General features: G+C 57.9%; 17 protein-coding genes. 8 read left to right on the forward strand and 9 right to left on the reverse strand.

The annotated features are described in order from the left end of the window. The first annotated feature begins 147 nt into the window (after positions 1-147). From ACFDSS_RS08260 to ptsP, 5 genes are all read left to right on the forward strand, one after another. Positions 148-621: an NUDIX hydrolase gene (locus ACFDSS_RS08260; protein WP_375255290.1), complete on the forward strand. Its 474-nt coding sequence runs from the start codon at positions 148-150 to the stop codon at positions 619-621. A gap of 63 nt (positions 622-684) precedes the next feature. Then, a complete protein-coding gene (locus ACFDSS_RS08265) occupies positions 685-1,089 on the forward strand; it encodes a DUF1178 family protein (RefSeq protein ID WP_375255291.1) in 405 nt (134 codons plus the stop codon). An 18-nt stretch (positions 1,090-1,107) separates the two neighbouring features. Beyond that, positions 1,108-1,758, forward strand: a complete 651-nt coding sequence (locus ACFDSS_RS08270; protein WP_375255292.1) for an SDR family NAD(P)-dependent oxidoreductase — start codon at positions 1,108-1,110, stop codon at positions 1,756-1,758. Between the two features lie 71 nt (positions 1,759-1,829). After that, entirely contained in the window at positions 1,830-3,068 is a 1,239-nt protein-coding gene (locus tag ACFDSS_RS08275) for an aspartate kinase (protein WP_375255293.1), read from the forward strand. A gap of 38 nt (positions 3,069-3,106) precedes the next feature. Continuing rightward, a complete protein-coding gene (ptsP, locus tag ACFDSS_RS08280) occupies positions 3,107-5,350 on the forward strand; it encodes a phosphoenolpyruvate--protein phosphotransferase (RefSeq protein ID WP_375255294.1) in 2,244 nt (747 codons plus the stop codon). On the opposite strand, the gene ACFDSS_RS08285 is transcribed toward ptsP, so the two are convergent. Together ACFDSS_RS08285 and ACFDSS_RS08290 are read right to left on the reverse strand one after the other, a co-directional pair. Next, positions 5,347-6,144: an EcsC family protein gene (locus ACFDSS_RS08285; RefSeq protein ID WP_375255295.1), complete on the reverse strand. Its 798-nt coding sequence runs from the start codon at positions 6,142-6,144 to the stop codon at positions 5,347-5,349. The genes ptsP and ACFDSS_RS08285 overlap by 4 nt on opposite strands. A gap of 31 nt (positions 6,145-6,175) precedes the next feature. Continuing rightward, positions 6,176-6,676, reverse strand: a complete 501-nt coding sequence (locus ACFDSS_RS08290) for a GNAT family N-acetyltransferase (protein ID WP_375255306.1) — start codon at positions 6,674-6,676, stop codon at positions 6,176-6,178. 69 nt (positions 6,677-6,745) lie between these two features. Between ACFDSS_RS08290 and ACFDSS_RS08295 the strand changes: the two genes are divergently transcribed. Next, positions 6,746-7,351, forward strand: a complete 606-nt coding sequence (locus ACFDSS_RS08295; RefSeq protein WP_375255296.1) for a flavin reductase family protein — start codon at positions 6,746-6,748, stop codon at positions 7,349-7,351. Here the strand turns inward: ACFDSS_RS08295 and ACFDSS_RS08300 are convergent. Beyond that, positions 7,348-8,970, reverse strand: coding sequence for a SulP family inorganic anion transporter (locus ACFDSS_RS08300; protein ID WP_375255297.1), 1,623 nt, complete (start codon positions 8,968-8,970; stop codon positions 7,348-7,350). The genes ACFDSS_RS08295 and ACFDSS_RS08300 overlap by 4 nt on opposite strands. 156 nt (positions 8,971-9,126) lie before the next feature. Here ACFDSS_RS08300 and ACFDSS_RS08305 point away from each other — a divergent pair, with 156 nt between their 5' ends. Together ACFDSS_RS08305 and ACFDSS_RS08310 are read left to right on the forward strand one after the other, a co-directional pair. Continuing rightward, positions 9,127-10,005 carry an S-methyl-5'-thioadenosine phosphorylase gene (locus ACFDSS_RS08305; protein WP_375255298.1) on the forward strand — a complete coding sequence of 293 codons (879 nt, stop codon included), beginning with the start codon at positions 9,127-9,129 and terminating at the stop codon, positions 10,003-10,005. Beyond that, positions 10,005-10,535 (forward strand): adenine phosphoribosyltransferase, encoded by a 531-nt coding sequence (locus ACFDSS_RS08310; protein ID WP_375255299.1) that lies wholly within the window; start codon positions 10,005-10,007, stop codon positions 10,533-10,535. Before ACFDSS_RS08305 ends, ACFDSS_RS08310 begins: the two co-directional genes overlap by 1 nt. A 177-nt stretch (positions 10,536-10,712) precedes the next feature. On the opposite strand, the gene ACFDSS_RS08315 is transcribed toward ACFDSS_RS08310, so the two are convergent. From ACFDSS_RS08315 to ACFDSS_RS08340, 6 genes are all read right to left on the reverse strand, one after another. Continuing rightward, the gene (locus ACFDSS_RS08315) at positions 10,713-12,155 is read right to left on the reverse strand and encodes an FAD-binding oxidoreductase (RefSeq protein WP_375255300.1); all 1,443 of its coding nucleotides are present in this window, start codon (positions 12,153-12,155) and stop codon (positions 10,713-10,715) included. Between the two features lie 34 nt (positions 12,156-12,189). Beyond that, positions 12,190-13,338, reverse strand: coding sequence for a cobalamin-independent methionine synthase II family protein (locus ACFDSS_RS08320; RefSeq protein ID WP_375255301.1), 1,149 nt, complete (start codon positions 13,336-13,338; stop codon positions 12,190-12,192). Positions 13,339-13,407: 69 nt separating this feature from the next. Next, positions 13,408-14,379 (reverse strand): cupin domain-containing protein, encoded by a 972-nt coding sequence (locus ACFDSS_RS08325; protein ID WP_375255302.1) that lies wholly within the window; start codon positions 14,377-14,379, stop codon positions 13,408-13,410. 31 nt (positions 14,380-14,410) lie between these two features. After that, positions 14,411-15,397 carry a nuclear transport factor 2 family protein gene (locus ACFDSS_RS08330; protein WP_375255303.1) on the reverse strand — a complete coding sequence of 329 codons (987 nt, stop codon included), beginning with the start codon at positions 15,395-15,397 and terminating at the stop codon, positions 14,411-14,413. Continuing rightward, positions 15,394-16,398 (reverse strand): LacI family DNA-binding transcriptional regulator, encoded by a 1,005-nt coding sequence (locus ACFDSS_RS08335; RefSeq protein WP_375255304.1) that lies wholly within the window; start codon positions 16,396-16,398, stop codon positions 15,394-15,396. Before ACFDSS_RS08335 ends, ACFDSS_RS08330 begins: the two co-directional genes overlap by 4 nt. Continuing rightward, positions 16,398-16,838, reverse strand: a 441-nt coding sequence (locus ACFDSS_RS08340) for an SDR family NAD(P)-dependent oxidoreductase (protein WP_375255305.1), incomplete at its 5' end; no start/stop codon positions are given. The genes ACFDSS_RS08335 and ACFDSS_RS08340, both read right to left, overlap by 1 nt.

Genomic DNA, 16,838 nt, shown 5'->3' on the forward strand with positions numbered 1-16,838 from the left:
CGGCACCCGCAACGGGTGCCAGGCCCCATAGCTGGAGTTGCGGTAAATTTCGGACCCGATAAATCGCGGGACAGGGGTTGCCCGTTCTTGGGCGCTCTGCGTAACCTCTTTCATAGGGGTTATGTAGCCCTTTTTAAGATGGTGAACATGGCGAAACGGACGACACGACAGCTTCCGCTGAAACTCCGAAGCGGTCGGAAAACCGATGCGCGTGCGCAATTCGCGGCCTTGTGCTGGCGCGTCAAGAACGACAAGGTCCAGGTTTGCCTGATTACAAGTCGCGCGCGCAAACGCTGGATCATTCCCAAAGGCTGGCCAATGCACAAGCAGACACCGGCAAATGCAGCCGCAACGGAGGCCTATGAAGAAGCCGGACTGCGCGGAGAGGCCATTGATATCTGCCTTGGCGTTTACAGCCACAGCAAGCCGGAAAAGGTTGGAAACGCGCCAATTGTGACCTTGGTCTACCCGTTGCACGTCACGCATGTGCACAGCAGCTACCCCGAAATGCATCAGCGTCGGCGCAAGTGGTTCAGCTTGAAGAAAGCTGCAAAAAAACTGTCAGAGCCTGCATTGAAACTGATCGTTGCAAATTTCAATCCCACAAACCTCGGTCGCTAAACAGGTCTTGCAAGCGGATGTGAAAGGCTTACTTTTGGTCTGTTCACAAGCGCGAAGGCCTCAATGATCCGCTTCCACCTCAAATGCGACCATGACCATGAATTTGAAAGCTGGTTTCAATCCGGCGCGGCATTCGACAAGCTGGTCAATGCCGGGATGGTAACATGCACGCGCTGCGGATCGGCAGGGGTCACCAAGACAATTATGGCGCCCGCGGTCAGCACCTCATCGCAAATCATGGCACCCAAACCCAATGAGGCCGCTATTGCCGCAATCCGTGCAGAGGTTGAGAAGAATTCCGACTATGTTGGCGAAGGTTTTGCCAAGGAAGCCCGTGATATGCATGACGGTGTGACGCCGGAGCGGTCGATCTATGGGCAGGCCAACCTGCAAGAGGCCCGAAAACTCGTTGATGACGGCGTCCCCGTCGTCCCGCTGCCTTTCATGCCGCGCAAGAAAACCAACTGACCCGCGAAAGATGATGCCATGACGACACTGATTACAGGTGCCAATCGCGGCATCGGAAAGGCGCTTTTTGACGGCTATTCAGCGCGTGGTGAGACGACCTTCGGCACCCGCCGCGACACTGAAGACCGCGCGATGCTGCAACTTGATGTCACCGATGCTGCATCGCAATGCGCCTTGGCCACACGGATGGAGGGCCAAGCCGTCGATCTGCTCATCTGCAATGCGGGGGTCAATTTCGATAAAGGCCAGAAGCTTGAAAGCGGCTACCCGTCTGCGATGTGGGAAGCCACTTTTGCCGCCAATGTGACGGGCGTTTTCATGACGATCCAGTCGATGCTCGCCAACTTGCGCCTGAGCGACGCCCCAAAGATTGCGATCATCGGGTCGCAGATGGGCTCGCAGACATTCGCGCCGGGTGGCGGCTATATTTATTGCGCCAGCAAAGCGGCTGTTCTGAACCTTGGGCGGAACCTGTCTGTTGATCTTGCACCTGAAGGCTTTGCCGTTGGCGTTTCCCACCCCGGCTGGGTACGGACCGATATGGGCGGTGGCCATGCCGATATTTCAATGGCGGAAAGTGCGACCGGTCTGATGGCCCGTTTTGATGCGCTGTCAGTCGAAACCACCGGCTGTTTTGAGACGTGGGACGGACGCCCGCACCCCTACTAACCGATTGCCCTTAGGCAAAAGCGGCTTTAAAGGAAGCGCCTAGACGAAATGCAGTTTTCCTAGGATACCCCATGCCAACGCTCGTGATGAAATTTGGCGGCACATCAGTCGCCAATCTCGACCGGATCGCCCGCGCAGCAAAACGCATCGCGCTGGAAGTGGCGAATGGCTATGACGTGATCGTCATTGTCTCTGCGATGTCGGGCAAAACGAACGAATTGGTGGGCTGGGTGAATGACACCTCACCACTTTATGACGCGCGCGAATATGATGCGATCGTGTCGTCGGGTGAAAACGTGACTGCGGGCCTGATGGCGCTGCGGTTGCAGGAAATGGATATTCCCGCGCGCAGTTGGCAGGGCTGGCAAGTGCCGGTCAAGACGACCTCTGCCCATTCCAGCGCGCGGATCGAGGATATCCCGACCGGGAACATCAACGCCAAATTCAGCGAAGGCATGAAAGTCGCCGTGGTTGCAGGCTTTCAAGGCCTGAGCGCCGAAGGACGCATCACAACGCTGGGTCGTGGCGGGTCCGATACGACGGCTGTGGCCTTTGCGGCGGCGTTCGGGGCGGAGCGCTGTGATATCTACACCGACGTGGACGGGGTCTATACCACCGACCCGCGGATCACCAGCAAGGCGCGCAAGCTCGACAAGATATCGTTTGAGGAAATGCTCGAACTGGCGTCTTTGGGCGCGAAAGTCTTGCAAACCCGGTCAGTCGAATTGGCGATGCGCTATAAGGTGCGCCTGCGCGTGCTGTCATCTTTTGAAGAACCATCAGACAAGGCGGGAACGCTGGTCTGCGATGAGGAGGAAATTATGGAATCCAATGTTGTCGCTGGTGTCGCTTATTCCCGTGATGAAGCAAAAATGACCCTGATCTCGGTCGCCGACCGCCCCGGAATTGCGGCCGCCATCTTTGGGCCTTTGTCAGATGCGGGTGTGAACGTCGATATGATCGTGCAAAACATTTCAGAGGAAGGACGCACTGACATGACGTTCTCCTGTCCCGTCGATCAGGTGTTGCGCGCGGAAAAGGCGATGCAGGCGGCCAAGGACAGCGGAGAGATCAACTACCATGATCTGGTCGCAGATGAAGGCGTTGCCAAAGTGAGCGTCGTCGGCATCGGGATGCGCAGTCATACAGGCGTGGCGGCCAAGATGTTCCGTGTGCTTTCTGCTGAAGGTGTAAACATTAAGGTCATTACAACCTCCGAGATCAAGATTTCCGTGCTGATTGACCGAAAATACATGGAACTTGCCGTGCAAGCCCTGCATGATGCCTTTGAGTTGGAAAAAGCGGGCTAAGCCACCCATCCGGCAAGCCCGCCCTGCGCGAGGGGCAAATGCCGCAACGATTGGAATCCGAAAGTCGTAAGCTGCTGGGCAGGTTGCGCGAAGCATTGGCCGCTGACAGTGAAGGTCAGGCGCGCCTTGATGCTGTTGTGCAACTTATCGCGGATTCGATGGGGACAGAGGTATGTTCGATCTACCTGTTCCGCGACGCAGAAACGCTTGAGCTTTGCGCCACGAAAGGCTTGCAGGCCGAAGCGGTCCACCAGACGCGAATGCGCCTTGGCGAAGGGCTTGTCGGTCGCACAGCGAAAAGCCGCGCCGTTATCAACACCGCCAATGCGCCCGCCTCCAAAGGTTTCCGCTACATGCCGGAAACCGGCGAGGAACGGTTTTCCAGTTTCTGCGGCGTGCCCATCCAGCGTCTGGGAGAAGTGCTGGGCGTGTTGGTTGTCCAGTCCAAGGCCGCTCGCGAATACACGCCGGATGAAGTTTACGCCCTTGAGATTGTCGCCATGGTCATTGCCGAAATGACGGAACTTGGCGCCTTTGTCGGGGAAGGCGCCGCCTTGTCTGCACGCCACCAGCAATCGGTGATGCTGCACGGGTCTGTGGCGCAGGAAGGGGCGACCGAAGGGCTGGTCTATCTGCATGAGCCCCGTGTCGTGGTTACCAATCCGATCTCGGACGACCCCGAAACGGAGCGCGCACGCCTTGCCAACGCGATCAAACAGTTGCGTGATGGTGTTGATGATATGTTGGTGACGGCACATGCGATCGACAACGATCAGGCGCAGGTACTTGAGGCTTACCGGATGTTTGCCAACTCAACCAGTTGGCTGCGCCGCATGGAAGCAGACGTCGATAACGGTCTTTCTGCCGAAGCCGCTGTGGAAAAAGAGCAGTCACTCGCACGCGCGCGGCTGTCGAAGTCCAAGGACCCCTACCTGCGTGAGCGGCTGTCGGATCTGGACGATCTTTCAAACCGGCTTTTGCGTATTTTGACAGGGCAAGGTGCCGAAGCACGCGCCGACATGCCGGAGAACCCGATCCTTGTCGCCCGCAATATCGGCCCCGGTGAGTTGCTGGAATATGGCAAGCAAATCAAAGGGATCGTTCTCGAGGAAGGCTCTGTCGGCAGTCACGCAACCATCGTTGCGCGCGCGTGGGCGATCCCGTTGATTATCAATGCAAAGGGTGTAACCCGTGAGGCGCTGAATGGCGATCCGATCCTTGTCGATGGCGAACAGGGTATCGCGCATTTACGGCCCGACGAAACCGTACAGTCCGCGTTTCGTGACAAGCTCGCGATGCAAACGCGGGCACAGGAACGCTACGCATCAATCCGTGATCTGGCCGCGACCTCGAAATGTGGCACAACGACATCGCTGCAAATGAACGCGGGCCTGATTGCAGACCTGCCTTCACTGCACGGATCGGGCGCTGAAGGCGTCGGCTTGTTTCGTACCGAGCTGCAATTCCTGATCCGCAACCAAATGCCCCGTCGGGCTGAGCTTTCAGCGCTTTACTCGCGGGTACTGAAAGCGGCAAACGGCAAACGCGTAGCCTTCCGCACGCTTGATATCGGGTCTGACAAGGTGTTGCCGTACATGAAGGCGAATGATGAGCCGAACCCAGCGATGGGGTGGCGCGCGATCAGGGTCGGCCTTGATAAGCCGGGCGTGCTTCGGATGCAGTTGCAGGCGCTTCTGCGTGCCGCAGACGGACAGCCTTTGGACGTGATGTTCCCGTTTATCACGCAGTTCAGCGAATATCGCACGGCGCGCGCCGAAATGGACAAAGCCATCGCCCGTGAAACGAAGCTGGGCCACAAATTGCCCGAAACGCTCCGTGTCGGTGCGATGCTTGAGACCCCCTCGCTGGCGTTTGCACCTGATGCCTTTTTTGAAGCGGTCGATTTCATCTCGATCGGGGGCAATGACCTCAAGCAGTTCTTCTTTGCTGCCGACCGCGAGAACGAACGGGTGCGTAAACGCTATGATACGCTCGACGTGAGCTTCCTGTCATTGCTGGAAAAAATCGTCGCGCGCTGCGATACGGTGGGCACGCCGCTGTCGTTTTGTGGTGAAGACGCAGGCAGGCCGGTTGAAGCTTTGTGCTTTGCAGCACTCGGGATAAGAACGCTGTCAATGCGCCCTGCCTCGGTTGGTCCTGTCAAACACCTGCTGCGCCGCGTCGACCTGACAGAGGTGAAATCCGTGATGGATGATGCTATCGCCGAAGGGGAACAATCCGTGCGCCGGGCAGTGGCCGATTGGCTGGTGTATCAGGTCTAGGCGCCACCGCTCTCAGATATCACCAGATGAAAATAGTCCGTGACGCTTTGTTCACCATGCGCGCGGGCCAGCTTGCGCAGCCCGAAATGCACATGGGCCATCGCGACATAGTAATCCACGAAAGCATAATTGGTCCCTGCCCCCGCTGCTGCTCCCAGCACGGGTACCGCCTGGGTCGCCAGCTTCTGTGACAGTAGAGCTGCAAAACGGGGCGCAACGGTGCGGATCACACCGTTGACGGCAGCGCCCGAGATACTGAGCCTTGCGCTGATAAACGCGGTATTCACACCGTCATTATCACCGCCCGGCCCGCCGGCACCGAACACCGCCAGACATTCCAGACGCGTGGCCTCCGCGTCAGGGTCTTCGCCATATTCCACCGCCACATGGTGGACTGCGCGAAAAATAACGGTGGTCGCGACCGGCAGTTCTGCGATGGCCGTCGGAAGCCCTCCGAAACCACCCAACGCACCACTCAACGTGCCGATGATCTTGTGCATCCGGTCCGATCCCAGATCGCGGCCCATGCCCCGCCGGGATTTATGAGCCACATCAAAGCTCTGGCGCAACGCAGCGCGTGCCAGCGCGTCGATCTGCTGCCGCGTACCGCCGGGAAGTTTGTTCATCCCATCTTCAACCTGCCCACCAACGAAGTTGATCGCCTTCATCAAGACCCCGTTGGCTTTGCGTTGCCGCGCGGCAAGTCGCCGGATTTCCATGCGGGCCGCGTCGTCCAACGGCGCCGGGGGAAGGACGGGGTTGATCTCGTTTAGGGTCTGCGATGTGTCATCCATCCACTCTAGTTGGGCAGGCAAGACGCAGATTTCAATCACGCACCGCCGTGACAGTCCCGTGTACGCCCTCCCAGGCCGCTGCTCGCAATGCGTATCCCAAGACGCGCTGGGGATTTGTGGGGGGCGGCATCTGCACGTCTTTCAAGACCTCAAACCCAAAGCGGCCATAATAGGGCGCGTCACCGACCAACATGATCCGCTCCCATCCCGTCGCCGCCGCACGCATCAGGCAGGCTTGCATTAAAAGAGATGCCACGCCTTCACCCTGACGCGTCGGGTGGACGGCGATTGGGCCAAGCAGGACCGCATTCTGTGTACCAACCCGTACCGGCCAGTTCCGGACAGCCCCCGCAAGGATGCCGTCATTGTCGCGGGCCGTCAGGCAAAGCTCTGCGATGGGTGCGACCCCTTCGCGCAGCCGGTAGGACGACAACGCCGACCGCCCCGGCGCAAAGCACAGGTCATAGAGAGCCTCGACTTCCCACCAGTCTTGCGCGACCTCTGGGGCCAGGGTAAGTGCCGATTGCTGCATGTCGTCTTTCGTCTGGCCGCGGGCTGATTGCACGCTACAATCTGACAAACAAAACGAAAAGGCTGCGCGATGTTCTATAGACCTGAAAATGGCCACGGCCTGCCCCACAACCCTTTCAATGCAATCGTAACACCACGCCCGATTGCTTGGATCGGCACACGCGGCAGCGATGGCCGCGATAACCTTGCGCCCTACTCATTCTTCAATGCGGTCGCCTACGAGCCGCCGCAGGTGATGTTCGCATCAACAAGCGCGAAAGAGGACCGGGGCGATACCAAAGACAGCGTGGCCAATATTCGAGACACGGGCGTCTTTGCGATCAATGTCGTGGAATACGCCGCGCGGGATGTGATGAACACGACATCAGGGTCGTGGGATCGGGATGTGGATGAATTCGCGCTTGCCGGGCTGGAGAAAGCGGCTTGTTCCACCATTGACTGCCCGCGCGTATCGGGCGCACCCGCAACGCTGGAGTGTAAGCTCACACAAATCGTCACACTGCCGGGCGCGGCCAACTTCGTCGTCTTTGGCGAAGTCATTGGTGTGCATATGCGCGACGACTGCATTGTTGACGGCAGGTTCGATGTGACACGCTATCAACCTCTCGCAAGGATGGGTTACCGCGACTATGCGGTGGTACGCGAGGTCTTCAGCCTGAACCGTCCTGACGATTAATGCCCGCCAATGATGCCGGTCTTGACGCTATAATCGACCGCCAATTCATAGTCGGGGTCATCATCGCTATCGACCATCAAATGCCCGGCCTTTGACAGCAATTGATGACAATCACGGCTAAGGTGGCGCAGTTGGATGACTTTGCCCGCATCGACATACCTCTGGGCGAGGGCCTCAATCGCCTGGAGCGCGGACTGGTCGGCCACCCGGCTATTGGCGAAATCGACAATCACCACGTCAGGATCGTTGGCGATGTCAAATATCTCAAGAAAACCATCGGCTGACCCAAAGAACAAAGGGCCCTGGATTTCATAGACCTGCGCGCCGGCCTCGGTGCGGCTTTCACGTTTGATGGCATGGATCCGTGTCGCGTTGCTCCATGCGTAGGCGAGCGCCGAGACGATCACACCGACCACAACGGCGGTCGCAAGATCGGTGGCAACGGTCACGATGGTTACAAGGATCGTCACAAAAGCATCTGTGCGCGGCACTTTGCGCAAGATGCGCAGGGAATTCCAGGCGAAGGTGCCGATCACGACCATGAACATCACGCCGACCAGTGCCGCCAGCGGAATTTGCTCAATCAGGCCGCTTGCAAACAGAATAAAGGCCAGCAGGAACAACGCAGCCGCGATACCCGCGACACGCGTGCGACCACCGGATTTGACGTTAATCATGGACTGACCAATCATCGCACAACCGCCCATGCCGCCAAAGAAACCAGTGACCGTGTTTGCGGCACCCTGTGCCAGACATTCCTGACTTGCGCCGCCGCGCCTGCCGGTCATTTCACCAACAAGGTTCAGCGTCAAAAGGCTCTCGATCAGGCCAATCGCCGCAAGGATAAGGGCATATGGCAGGATAATTTCAAAAGTTTCCCAAGTGAGCGGCACCATTGGTATATGGAACGCCGGCAGGCCACCCTCGATGCTGGCAAGATCGCCGACAAGGGGGACATCAAGCCCAAAACCAATAACCAGCGCCGCCAAGATGCCAATTCCTGCAAGCGGAGCGGGCACCGCGTTCGTTATCTTGGGCATCGCCCATATGATCGCCATCGTGAGTGCGACCAAACCCAGCATCAAGATGAGCGGACCGCCAGAAAGCCATTCACCATTGGCCAGGCCATGCCCACCGGCAGTCGCCGATCCGGGCACTTGAAACTGCCCCAGTTGCGCAAGGAAAATCACGATGGCAAGGCCATTTACAAAGCCCAGCATCACCGGATGCGGCACCAGGCGGATGAATTTGCCCCAGCGCATGATGCCAACAAAAATCTGGATCAATCCCATCAGGACAACGGTGGCAAAGAGGTATTCGACGCCATGCACTGCAACAAGGCTGACCATGACAACGGCCAAAGCGCCGGTCGCGCCTGAAATCATACCCGGGCGGCCTCCGAATACGGCCGTAATCATGCCCACGATGAATGCAGCATAGAGGCCAACCAGCGGCTCAACGCCTGCAACAAAGGCGAACGCCACCGCTTCGGGCACCAATGCCAGAGCGACCGTGAGACCCGACAGGATCTCGACCTTCCACTGACGCGGTGTCAGCGGGGCATCAGGGTCGGTCAGTTTAAGATTGTCAGCGAAACTCGCCAAAAGTGCGCGGGCCATGAAAGTTCCAGTCAAAGCGGGGGATTGTTTGCGTCCACCTATCGCAGCAAAATCGACTTGTCACCCCTGAGTTGCGGCATAGCTGCTCAGTGTTGTGGGCTTCACATTTGAAACGAACCGGACCAGTCTGCCAGCAACGACAAGGAAAGCGGCGATATGCAACGAAAAATCGGAATCATAGGCGGCTCTGGCATCTACCAGATGGACGGGCTGAAAGACCCCAATTGGATCACGGTTGAAAGCCCTTGGGGCAAACCGTCTGATGCCATACTGACGGGGCAGTTATCCGGGGTGGAAATGGCCTTTTTGCCGCGTCATGGGCGTGGACATATCCATTCACCAACGACAGTGCCTTACCGCGCCAATATTGATGCGATGAAACGATTGGGTGTCACGGATATCATCAGCGTCAGCGCTTGTGGCTCATTCCGGGAAGAAATGGCACCCGGCGATTTCGTGATCGTGGACCAATTCATTGACCGGACCTTTGCACGCGAAAAGTCCTTTTTCGGGACCGGCTGTGTGGCGCATGTGAGCGTGGCACACCCGACCTGCGCAAGACTTTCCGAGCAATGCGCAAAGGCAGGCGAGGATGCGGGGATCATCATCCATCGCGGCGGCACCTATCTTGTGATGGAAGGCCCGCAATTCTCATCGCAGGGCGAAAGCAATATGTACCGTGGATGGGGCTGTGACGTGATCGGAATGACCAATATGCCAGAGGCGAAATTGGCGCGCGAAGCCGAAATTTGCTACGCCTCCATCGCGATGGTGACTGACTACGACAGTTGGCACCCCGACCATAGCGCAGTGGATGTCAGCGATGTGATACAGACACTGAAGGGCAACGGAACCAAAGCGCAGGATCTGGTCGGGCGACTGCCCGCGCTATTGGACCTAGATCGCCCGCCCTGCCTCCATGGCTGCGACCGCGCCCTCGACAACGCCATAATGACCACCCCGGAAAAACGCGATCCCGCGATGTTGGCAAGGCTCGACGCTGTTGCTGGCCGCATCCTTGAGAAAGAGAACTGATGAAAGCTGTCCAAGACTATATCCGCACCATTCCCGATTTCCCGCACGAAGGGATCATGTTTCGGGACGTGACAACGCTGTTTGGGGACCCACGTGGATTTCGGATCGCGATCGATCAATTGCTGCACCCCTATGCGGGCCAGCCAATTGACAAAGTCGTCGGGCTGGAAGCGCGCGGCTTCATCCTTGGGGGTGCGATTGCACACCAACTCTCATTGGGTTTTGTGCCAATCCGCAAAAAAGGGAAACTTCCGGGCAAAACGATCGCACAGGACTACACACTGGAATACGGCACGGCCACGATGGAAGTGCATAACGACGCATTGCAACCGGGCGAAAAAGTGCTGTTGGTTGACGATCTTTTGGCGACGGGCGGCACGGCAGAGGCAGGGATAAAACTCATAGAGCGCATGGGCGCGGAAGTCATCGGTTGCGCATTCGTTATCGACCTGCCCGATATTGGCGGGCGGGCCAAACTTGAGCGGATGGGAATGAACGTCCACGCGCTCTGCGCCTTTGCAGGCGACTGACCCTCCGGGGGAAGTTTTTGAGGGATTAAGAAATGACAAAAAAGCGCGCCCGACCACCGTTGTCCGCTACAGACCAACCGGGTGAAGGTTCAGGGTCGGGCGACTTCTCAATCCACGCTGCATAACTCTTCAGTCCACAGCGCAACGCAAGACTAGCGCCCCGTGGTTAACAACTTCTTATTCCCCATAAACTTCCGCCGGAGGCTCCGAGATTTCGCGCAGAACCGCGCCGGGGTTCATAATCCCCAATGGGTCCAACGCAGTCTTGATTGCCCGCAACATCGCGAGTTTTGCAGGATCGCCATATTTTTCCAGATCAGCAACTTTCAGCCGGCCAATGCCATGTTCTGCGCTGACTGACCCTTGCATCGCGTGTACCAGATCATGCACGACGCGTTTGACTTCAGGTCTCTCGGCTCCGTAATCCGCGCGCGCTTTGCCTTGGGTTGGGAAGACATTGTAATGCAAATTTCCGTCGCCCAAATGGCCAAAGCAATTGATCCGGAAATCGCCAATTTCTGCCAGCATCTGTTTGCCGCGTTCAATGAACTGTGGGATCACGCTGAGCGGGACGGATATATCGTGCGAGCTGACGGACCCAATCCGCCGATTCGCTTCCGGAATTGTTTCGCGGATCTGCCAGAACGCCAAGCGCTGCGCCTGACTTTGTGCGATCGCGCCGTCGGTGACGAGACCAGCTTCAAAACCGGCTTCAAACAGATCTTCAAGCGCCGCCTCCGGGCTTAGTCCCGCTGGCAAACCGACGTCGACCAGAATGGTCCATTCCGGCGGCGTCGCAAAGGGCGACTGCACATCCGGTCCAACTTCTGCCAGAAAATCAAAACCCTGTCGGTGCATGATTTCAAACGCCGATATACCTTCCCCGATCCGTTCACCTGCCAAGGTCAATAGCTCCAGCGCGGCTGATGGCGATGTCACAGCCATCATTGCGGCCCCAACCCCAACCGGACGCGGCATCAGCTTCAATGCCGCACCCGTGATAATCCCCAGCGTGCCTTCCGCGCCGATCATCAGATTGCGCAGATCATAGCCGGTGTTGTCTTTGCGCAATCGCGTCAGCCCGTTCCAGACAGAGCCGTCGGGCCGGACCACTTCAAGCCCCAGGCATTGCGCACGCGCATTTCCGTAGCGCAGCACGTTTACGCCGCCCGCATTTGTTGACAGCAATCCACCGATCCGTGCCGACCCTTCTGACGCCAGAGACAGCGGGAACAACCGATCAACGTCAGCGGCCGCCTGTTGTACGGTGGCAAGGATCGCGCCTGCGTCGCACACCAAGACGTTCTCAGAAGGGTAGATCGCGCGGATCCTGTTCATCCGTTCCAATGACAACACGACAGGGGCGGGCCCATCCTGCATCAGTTGCCCACCAACAAGCCCGGTGCCACCGCTATAGGGCACGATCCCGACCCGCGCCGCCGCGCAGGCGCGCACAATCGTACTGACCTGTTTTGTATTTGCCGGTGCGACAACAATCCCATGCCCGGCCCAGCGCCCGCGCGGCTCCGAAAGATATGGCGCCCTGTCTTCCTTGAAAGCAGCGGGTGGCAGCACGTCACGTAGGGCTTGTTCAAATGCGGGTGTTACGGGGTTCAGCATGAAATATCTCTTGAGGCTTTCTCAGCTACATGGCTCAAAAACCGGTCTCGTCCAACCCTTCGCTTGCTTGGGCCGCCCCTGCCGCCAGTGCCCCGAGTTTTGCGTAGGCGATTTCAGGATCAACTGCGCCGAAGCCAGCAAAGGTTCCAAAACCACAGTCAGAACCAGCAATCACCCGATCCGCGCCGACAATCTTGACGAAACGCCCAATCCTTTCAGCAACCAGATCTGGGTGTTCGACAAAGTTTGTTGTCGTATCCACGACCCCCGGCACCAGCACCTTTTCGTCCGGAATATCCGCAGCCCGGTCGCGGAACACAGCCCATTCATGACCGTGACGCGGGTTCGACGTCTCAAACAAGACAAAGCGCGCCTTGGTCGACATCAGCGTGTCGAACATCTTCGACATCGGAATGTCGCAGACATGCGGGCCTTCATAGTTGCCCCAGCAAATATGGACCCGTACTTTTTCGGCAGGGATATCTGAGAGCGCATGGTTCAATGCCTCAACATGGCTTGCTGCGATCTTGAGGAATTCATCATCTGACAGATCGTTGAACAGCATATGACGTGAAAGGGCCAGGTCCGGGCAGTCGAGTTGCAAATCGAGGCCTGACGCCACGATGGTTTCATATTCCGCCTTCATCGCGTCCGCCAGTGCGGCCAAATAGGCCTCGCGTGATTTGTAGTGATCGTTTTGCAAGAAAAGCGAGATCACGCCGGGTGAGGCGGCGTTCATGAACCCGCGTTCCGCCCCATGCAAAGCCATGGCGGCCTTCAGGTTGGCGATGTCTTTTTCCAACTCGCCCTGACCTTTGGATTTGACCGCACCGACGCACATGGGCCGCGCGTATTGGGGGGTGCCACCATCATCCGCCAACCGCTTGAGATAACTGGGAAATTGCTTGAGATCAGCCGGCGCATTGCGCGGGCTATCGCCGTCAAAGCCGGTATAGCGATCCTTCACATAGGTCGCGTAGCTGATCTTTGACGTTTCGCCATCGCTGACGATATCGACACCTGCAGCCACCTGCTTGCCAACGGTCTCTGACACTGCCGAAGTCATCGCCGTATCAAATGCGTCGGCGTCATACTCTTTGCCATGTTCCCGCGCGAAAATGAAATCCACGACCTCTTGGGTGCGCGGCAGCGACCCTACATGGGTTGTTAGAACTCTGGACATGGCGCGCTCCTTACACGTTTGATTTGTAGCTCCGGTTGGGCACGAGATATGCGCCGACCGGTCGGCCGATCACGTCTCGCTTTGCCAAGTCGCCCCGGCGGGATCGCCTGTCGCGACGACATGATAGAGACTTGCTTCACCCGTCATTGACGGCACGGCACTATGAGGCAGGTTTTCGGGGACTGACATCGTGTCTCCCGGGGCAAGTGTGGCTGATCCACCATCCCAATTTACCCGCCAGTGGCCGCGCATCGGCATCAGGACCGACGGGTAAGGGTGGCTGTGTTTGGCCTCAGTCGATGATCCGCGTGTGATGAAGTCAATCTCGAACCCCGGTTTGTCCCGCAAAACACCGGATGCCCCGACAACCTTGGCAGGCTTCTTGTCCGCCAGCGCATAAAGGTCCCAATAGCGCGCCACATGATTTGGCAAGACCTGCGCGGTCGTCAGCTCTGGCCGCTTCGCCAGTTCCGCATCTGACATCACGGCCATCGGCTTCATACCCGCGGGCAGCTTCTGTTGGCGTTGGGTGTCGTAGAGCTTACCGTCCTCGCCAAGGACCAAACCATGATCCGCCGCATCCTCGATCACCTGAGGGGCCCACATCACGCCGCCGCCAGCGTCATCTCCGCCCAGCACCGCCATAATCATTCCATAGTCTGTTCCGATGTTTTCAAAACCACGGAAAATACCTGTCGGAATGTTGAAGATATCCCCTTCTTCCAAAACGACTTCACCGGCATTGCCCCAACGCCCCCAGAAGAACCGCCAGCGGCCTTTGAGAACAAAGAAGACTTCCGCGGTGTGGTGGTCATGAAGCGAGTTGCGGCATTTGGGCGGTTGGCCTGCGGCGCCAATGTTAAATCCGTGCGGAATGCCGATATGGACATGCTGGTCAGGGCTTTCTGATACGCCGCCGCCGATGATCGTGAAGTTTTCCTTTTGATTGGAACCGGGCGTATGGGCGTCGATGAAGGCAGTTTTGCAGGGCTGCAAATCACCATAGCGAACGATACGGGCTTCCATTTCAGCGGGGGTCATTGACTTGATCCTTTGGGTATTTCGAATAAAACTAGTGTTGCGACTGCATCAAAATCTGCTTCCAGATCGCAATTTCATCATAAAGCGCGAATTCTCGGCGCAATCCGATGCCATCGGGGCCGTAGGGGCCGAACTCTGCGTGGCAGATGCCCATGACGTGGACATGTACGCCCGTTGGCGCGCCAAAACTGCCCCACCCGGCATGTGCGCCATCCAGCGACCAGCGGATCGCGGCGCGTGGTGACAGCATGTCGGCGTCCATGCCGATCTGGTGGTGGATTTTGAACTCAGCATGTGGGAAAGACGAACGTAGCCCGATCCAGAATTCCAATATCCCATCCCAGCCTGTAGCCCGCTTTGCGCCTGCGTATTCACCGATGCAGGCCCGGTCGTAACTGTCGCGAATATGCGTGAAATCATGGGTCATGATCCGGTTCAGCGTATCGGCGTAGCGTTGTCCCCAAGCATTGTCATTGCCGGTGCCATGATAGCCACCATCGACGTCATTCGCTGGTGTAAATGGCTTCGCGGCGTTGTCTGGCCCACCTTCGCGGGCAATCAGATCTGCGGCATAGGCACGCGGGTCCAGCCCGAGTTGCCGCACGATGCCGCCGTAATCGCGCACCAGCCATTCGTCATAGATTGTGTCCTCTTTGGCCGCGCAGTCTGCAATGACATAGACCTGCCAATGTTTCCCGGTCGCCGGTCCAAATTGCCCATCGCGCGAATGCGTCGCTTTGGTCAGCAAGCGATGCGATGACAAAAACCCAGTGTTTTCATCCCCGGACCAGATCACATCTTCGCCCAAAAGCTCACGGTCAGGGAATTCATTGATAGTCGCCATGGTTGCGGCAATTACCGCTTGGTTGCCGGTCTGGATCCCCATGGGTGAGCGGACGGGAATATCGGGCGCGTAGTAATGGTTGAGGGTTCCGACGCCCCGGTCCTCCCAGATCTCCTTGGTGATCCCGATGATATAGTCGGGGAAACCTTTCCAGCGGTTGGAAAATCCCTTCATGTTTCTGGTCCTTTGGTGGTGCCGCGTGCGATCAGCGGGCCTTCGATTTCAATCCGGCGCGCGGGCGTTGCGGGGTCGTCAATGCGGGTAAGAAGTATCTCGACAGTTGCTTCAACCATGCGGTTCACAGGCTGCCGCATCGTCGTAAGGTTGTAAGCAGGCCATGCCGCGAGCGGAACATCATCATAGCCAATCACGGCCACATCATCGGGGACGCGCAGCCCCAATTCCTGGCGCAATGTGTCCAGAACTGCAAACGCCATATGGTCGTTTCCCACAAAGATTGCGTCAGGCGGGGGATCGCGGCGCATCAACGTGCGTGTCGCCTCTGCCGCAGTGTCGCGGTCAAACATCCCGTCAATGATCTGCGGCTTCTTTCCGGCAATCGCAAGGGCCTCTATAAAGCCTTCCTTACGGTCGCGCCCGGTTGAGGAGCCGGACCAGCCGCTGATATGTGCGATCTCTTGATGCCCGCAGGCCAGCAGAAATTCCGCCACGGCCTTGCCACCCGCCTTGTTGGCCGATGTCACAGCAGAAATGTCGTCGCCTTCCTGCCCACGGTTGAACATCACAACCGGAATACCTGCCGCAGCACAGCGCGCCGTAAGATCATTCGTCATGCCCACGGATGCCGTAATGATCCCATCGACTTGATAATCCAGCAGCTCTTGCATCACTTCTTCGGCGGCCCCTTGGCTGTTGGAGGCGGTAAAGACGAGAATGTGAGAGCCTTTGGTCTGCAAAGCGTTTGACAGCAGCTGTAGTGCCAGCGGGTAAAACTGATTGTCGAGATACGCCACGACGAGCCCGATGATCCGGCTTTTGCCCGTAATCATCGCGCGCGCCATCATATTTGGGCGGTAACCTAGCTCCGCTGCTGCTTGCTTGACCCGCTCCACCGTGCGCGCGCTGGCAGAGGCGCCGGGCGTAAACACACGGCTGACCGCAGACTGGCTGACACCGGCGCGACGCGCCACTTGCAGGGAGGTCACTTTTTCCATCAGTCCGCCGTCCAACCCCCATCAAGCGACAGGTGCGCCCCGGTCATTAAACCGGACGCGTCAGATGCCAGATAGACAACAGGACCCATTATATCGGTCACCTCACCGATCCGGCCCAGTTTGATCTTGTCCATGATCCATGCAACGCGTTCGGGGTTCTTGAATGTCTGCTCTGTCAAAGGCGTGCGAATGAATGTCGGGCCGAGCGTATTTACCCGGATACCCTGCTTGCCCCATTCGATTGCCATGGCTTTGGTAAAGCCCTCGACGGCATGTTTGGTGCCGCAATAGACCGCCCGATCAATGCCACCGACCAGCGCCATCTGGCTGGTGATGTTTATCAGGCTTCCCGGTTTGCCTGCCGCAATCAACCCGCGCGCGACAGCCCGAGTGAGAAAATAGGCGCCCTTGAAATTCAGGTTCGCAACGGCATCGAAATC

Origin of the sequence: Yoonia sp., from assembly GCF_042093035.1 — a bacterium.
GTDB lineage: Bacteria > Pseudomonadota > Alphaproteobacteria > Rhodobacterales > Rhodobacteraceae > Yoonia.

What these genes read in the sequence shown, in the direction of transcription:
- ACFDSS_RS08260 (WP_375255290.1), top strand. Translation starts at nt 148, where the DNA reads ATGGCGAAACGGACGACACGACAGCTTCCGCTGAAACTCCGAAGCGGT.
- ACFDSS_RS08265 (WP_375255291.1), top strand. Translation starts at nt 685, where the DNA reads ATGATCCGCTTCCACCTCAAATGCGACCATGACCATGAATTTGAAAGC.
- ACFDSS_RS08270 (WP_375255292.1), top strand. Translation starts at nt 1,108, where the DNA reads ATGACGACACTGATTACAGGTGCCAATCGCGGCATCGGAAAGGCGCTT.
- ACFDSS_RS08275 (WP_375255293.1), top strand. Translation starts at nt 1,830, where the DNA reads ATGCCAACGCTCGTGATGAAATTTGGCGGCACATCAGTCGCCAATCTC.
- ptsP (WP_375255294.1), top strand. Translation starts at nt 3,107, where the DNA reads ATGCCGCAACGATTGGAATCCGAAAGTCGTAAGCTGCTGGGCAGGTTG.
- ACFDSS_RS08285 (WP_375255295.1), bottom strand. Translation starts at nt 6,144, where the DNA reads ATGGATGACACATCGCAGACCCTAAACGAGATCAACCCCGTCCTTCCC.
- ACFDSS_RS08290 (WP_375255306.1), bottom strand. Translation starts at nt 6,676, where the DNA reads ATGCAGCAATCGGCACTTACCCTGGCCCCAGAGGTCGCGCAAGACTGG.
- ACFDSS_RS08295 (WP_375255296.1), top strand. Translation starts at nt 6,746, where the DNA reads ATGTTCTATAGACCTGAAAATGGCCACGGCCTGCCCCACAACCCTTTC.
- ACFDSS_RS08300 (WP_375255297.1), bottom strand. Translation starts at nt 8,970, where the DNA reads ATGGCCCGCGCACTTTTGGCGAGTTTCGCTGACAATCTTAAACTGACC.
- ACFDSS_RS08305 (WP_375255298.1), top strand. Translation starts at nt 9,127, where the DNA reads ATGCAACGAAAAATCGGAATCATAGGCGGCTCTGGCATCTACCAGATG.
- ACFDSS_RS08310 (WP_375255299.1), top strand. Translation starts at nt 10,005, where the DNA reads ATGAAAGCTGTCCAAGACTATATCCGCACCATTCCCGATTTCCCGCAC.
- ACFDSS_RS08315 (WP_375255300.1), bottom strand. Translation starts at nt 12,155, where the DNA reads ATGCTGAACCCCGTAACACCCGCATTTGAACAAGCCCTACGTGACGTG.
- ACFDSS_RS08320 (WP_375255301.1), bottom strand. Translation starts at nt 13,338, where the DNA reads ATGTCCAGAGTTCTAACAACCCATGTAGGGTCGCTGCCGCGCACCCAA.
- ACFDSS_RS08325 (WP_375255302.1), bottom strand. Translation starts at nt 14,379, where the DNA reads ATGACCCCCGCTGAAATGGAAGCCCGTATCGTTCGCTATGGTGATTTG.
- ACFDSS_RS08330 (WP_375255303.1), bottom strand. Translation starts at nt 15,397, where the DNA reads ATGAAGGGATTTTCCAACCGCTGGAAAGGTTTCCCCGACTATATCATC.
- ACFDSS_RS08335 (WP_375255304.1), bottom strand. Translation starts at nt 16,398, where the DNA reads ATGGAAAAAGTGACCTCCCTGCAAGTGGCGCGTCGCGCCGGTGTCAGC.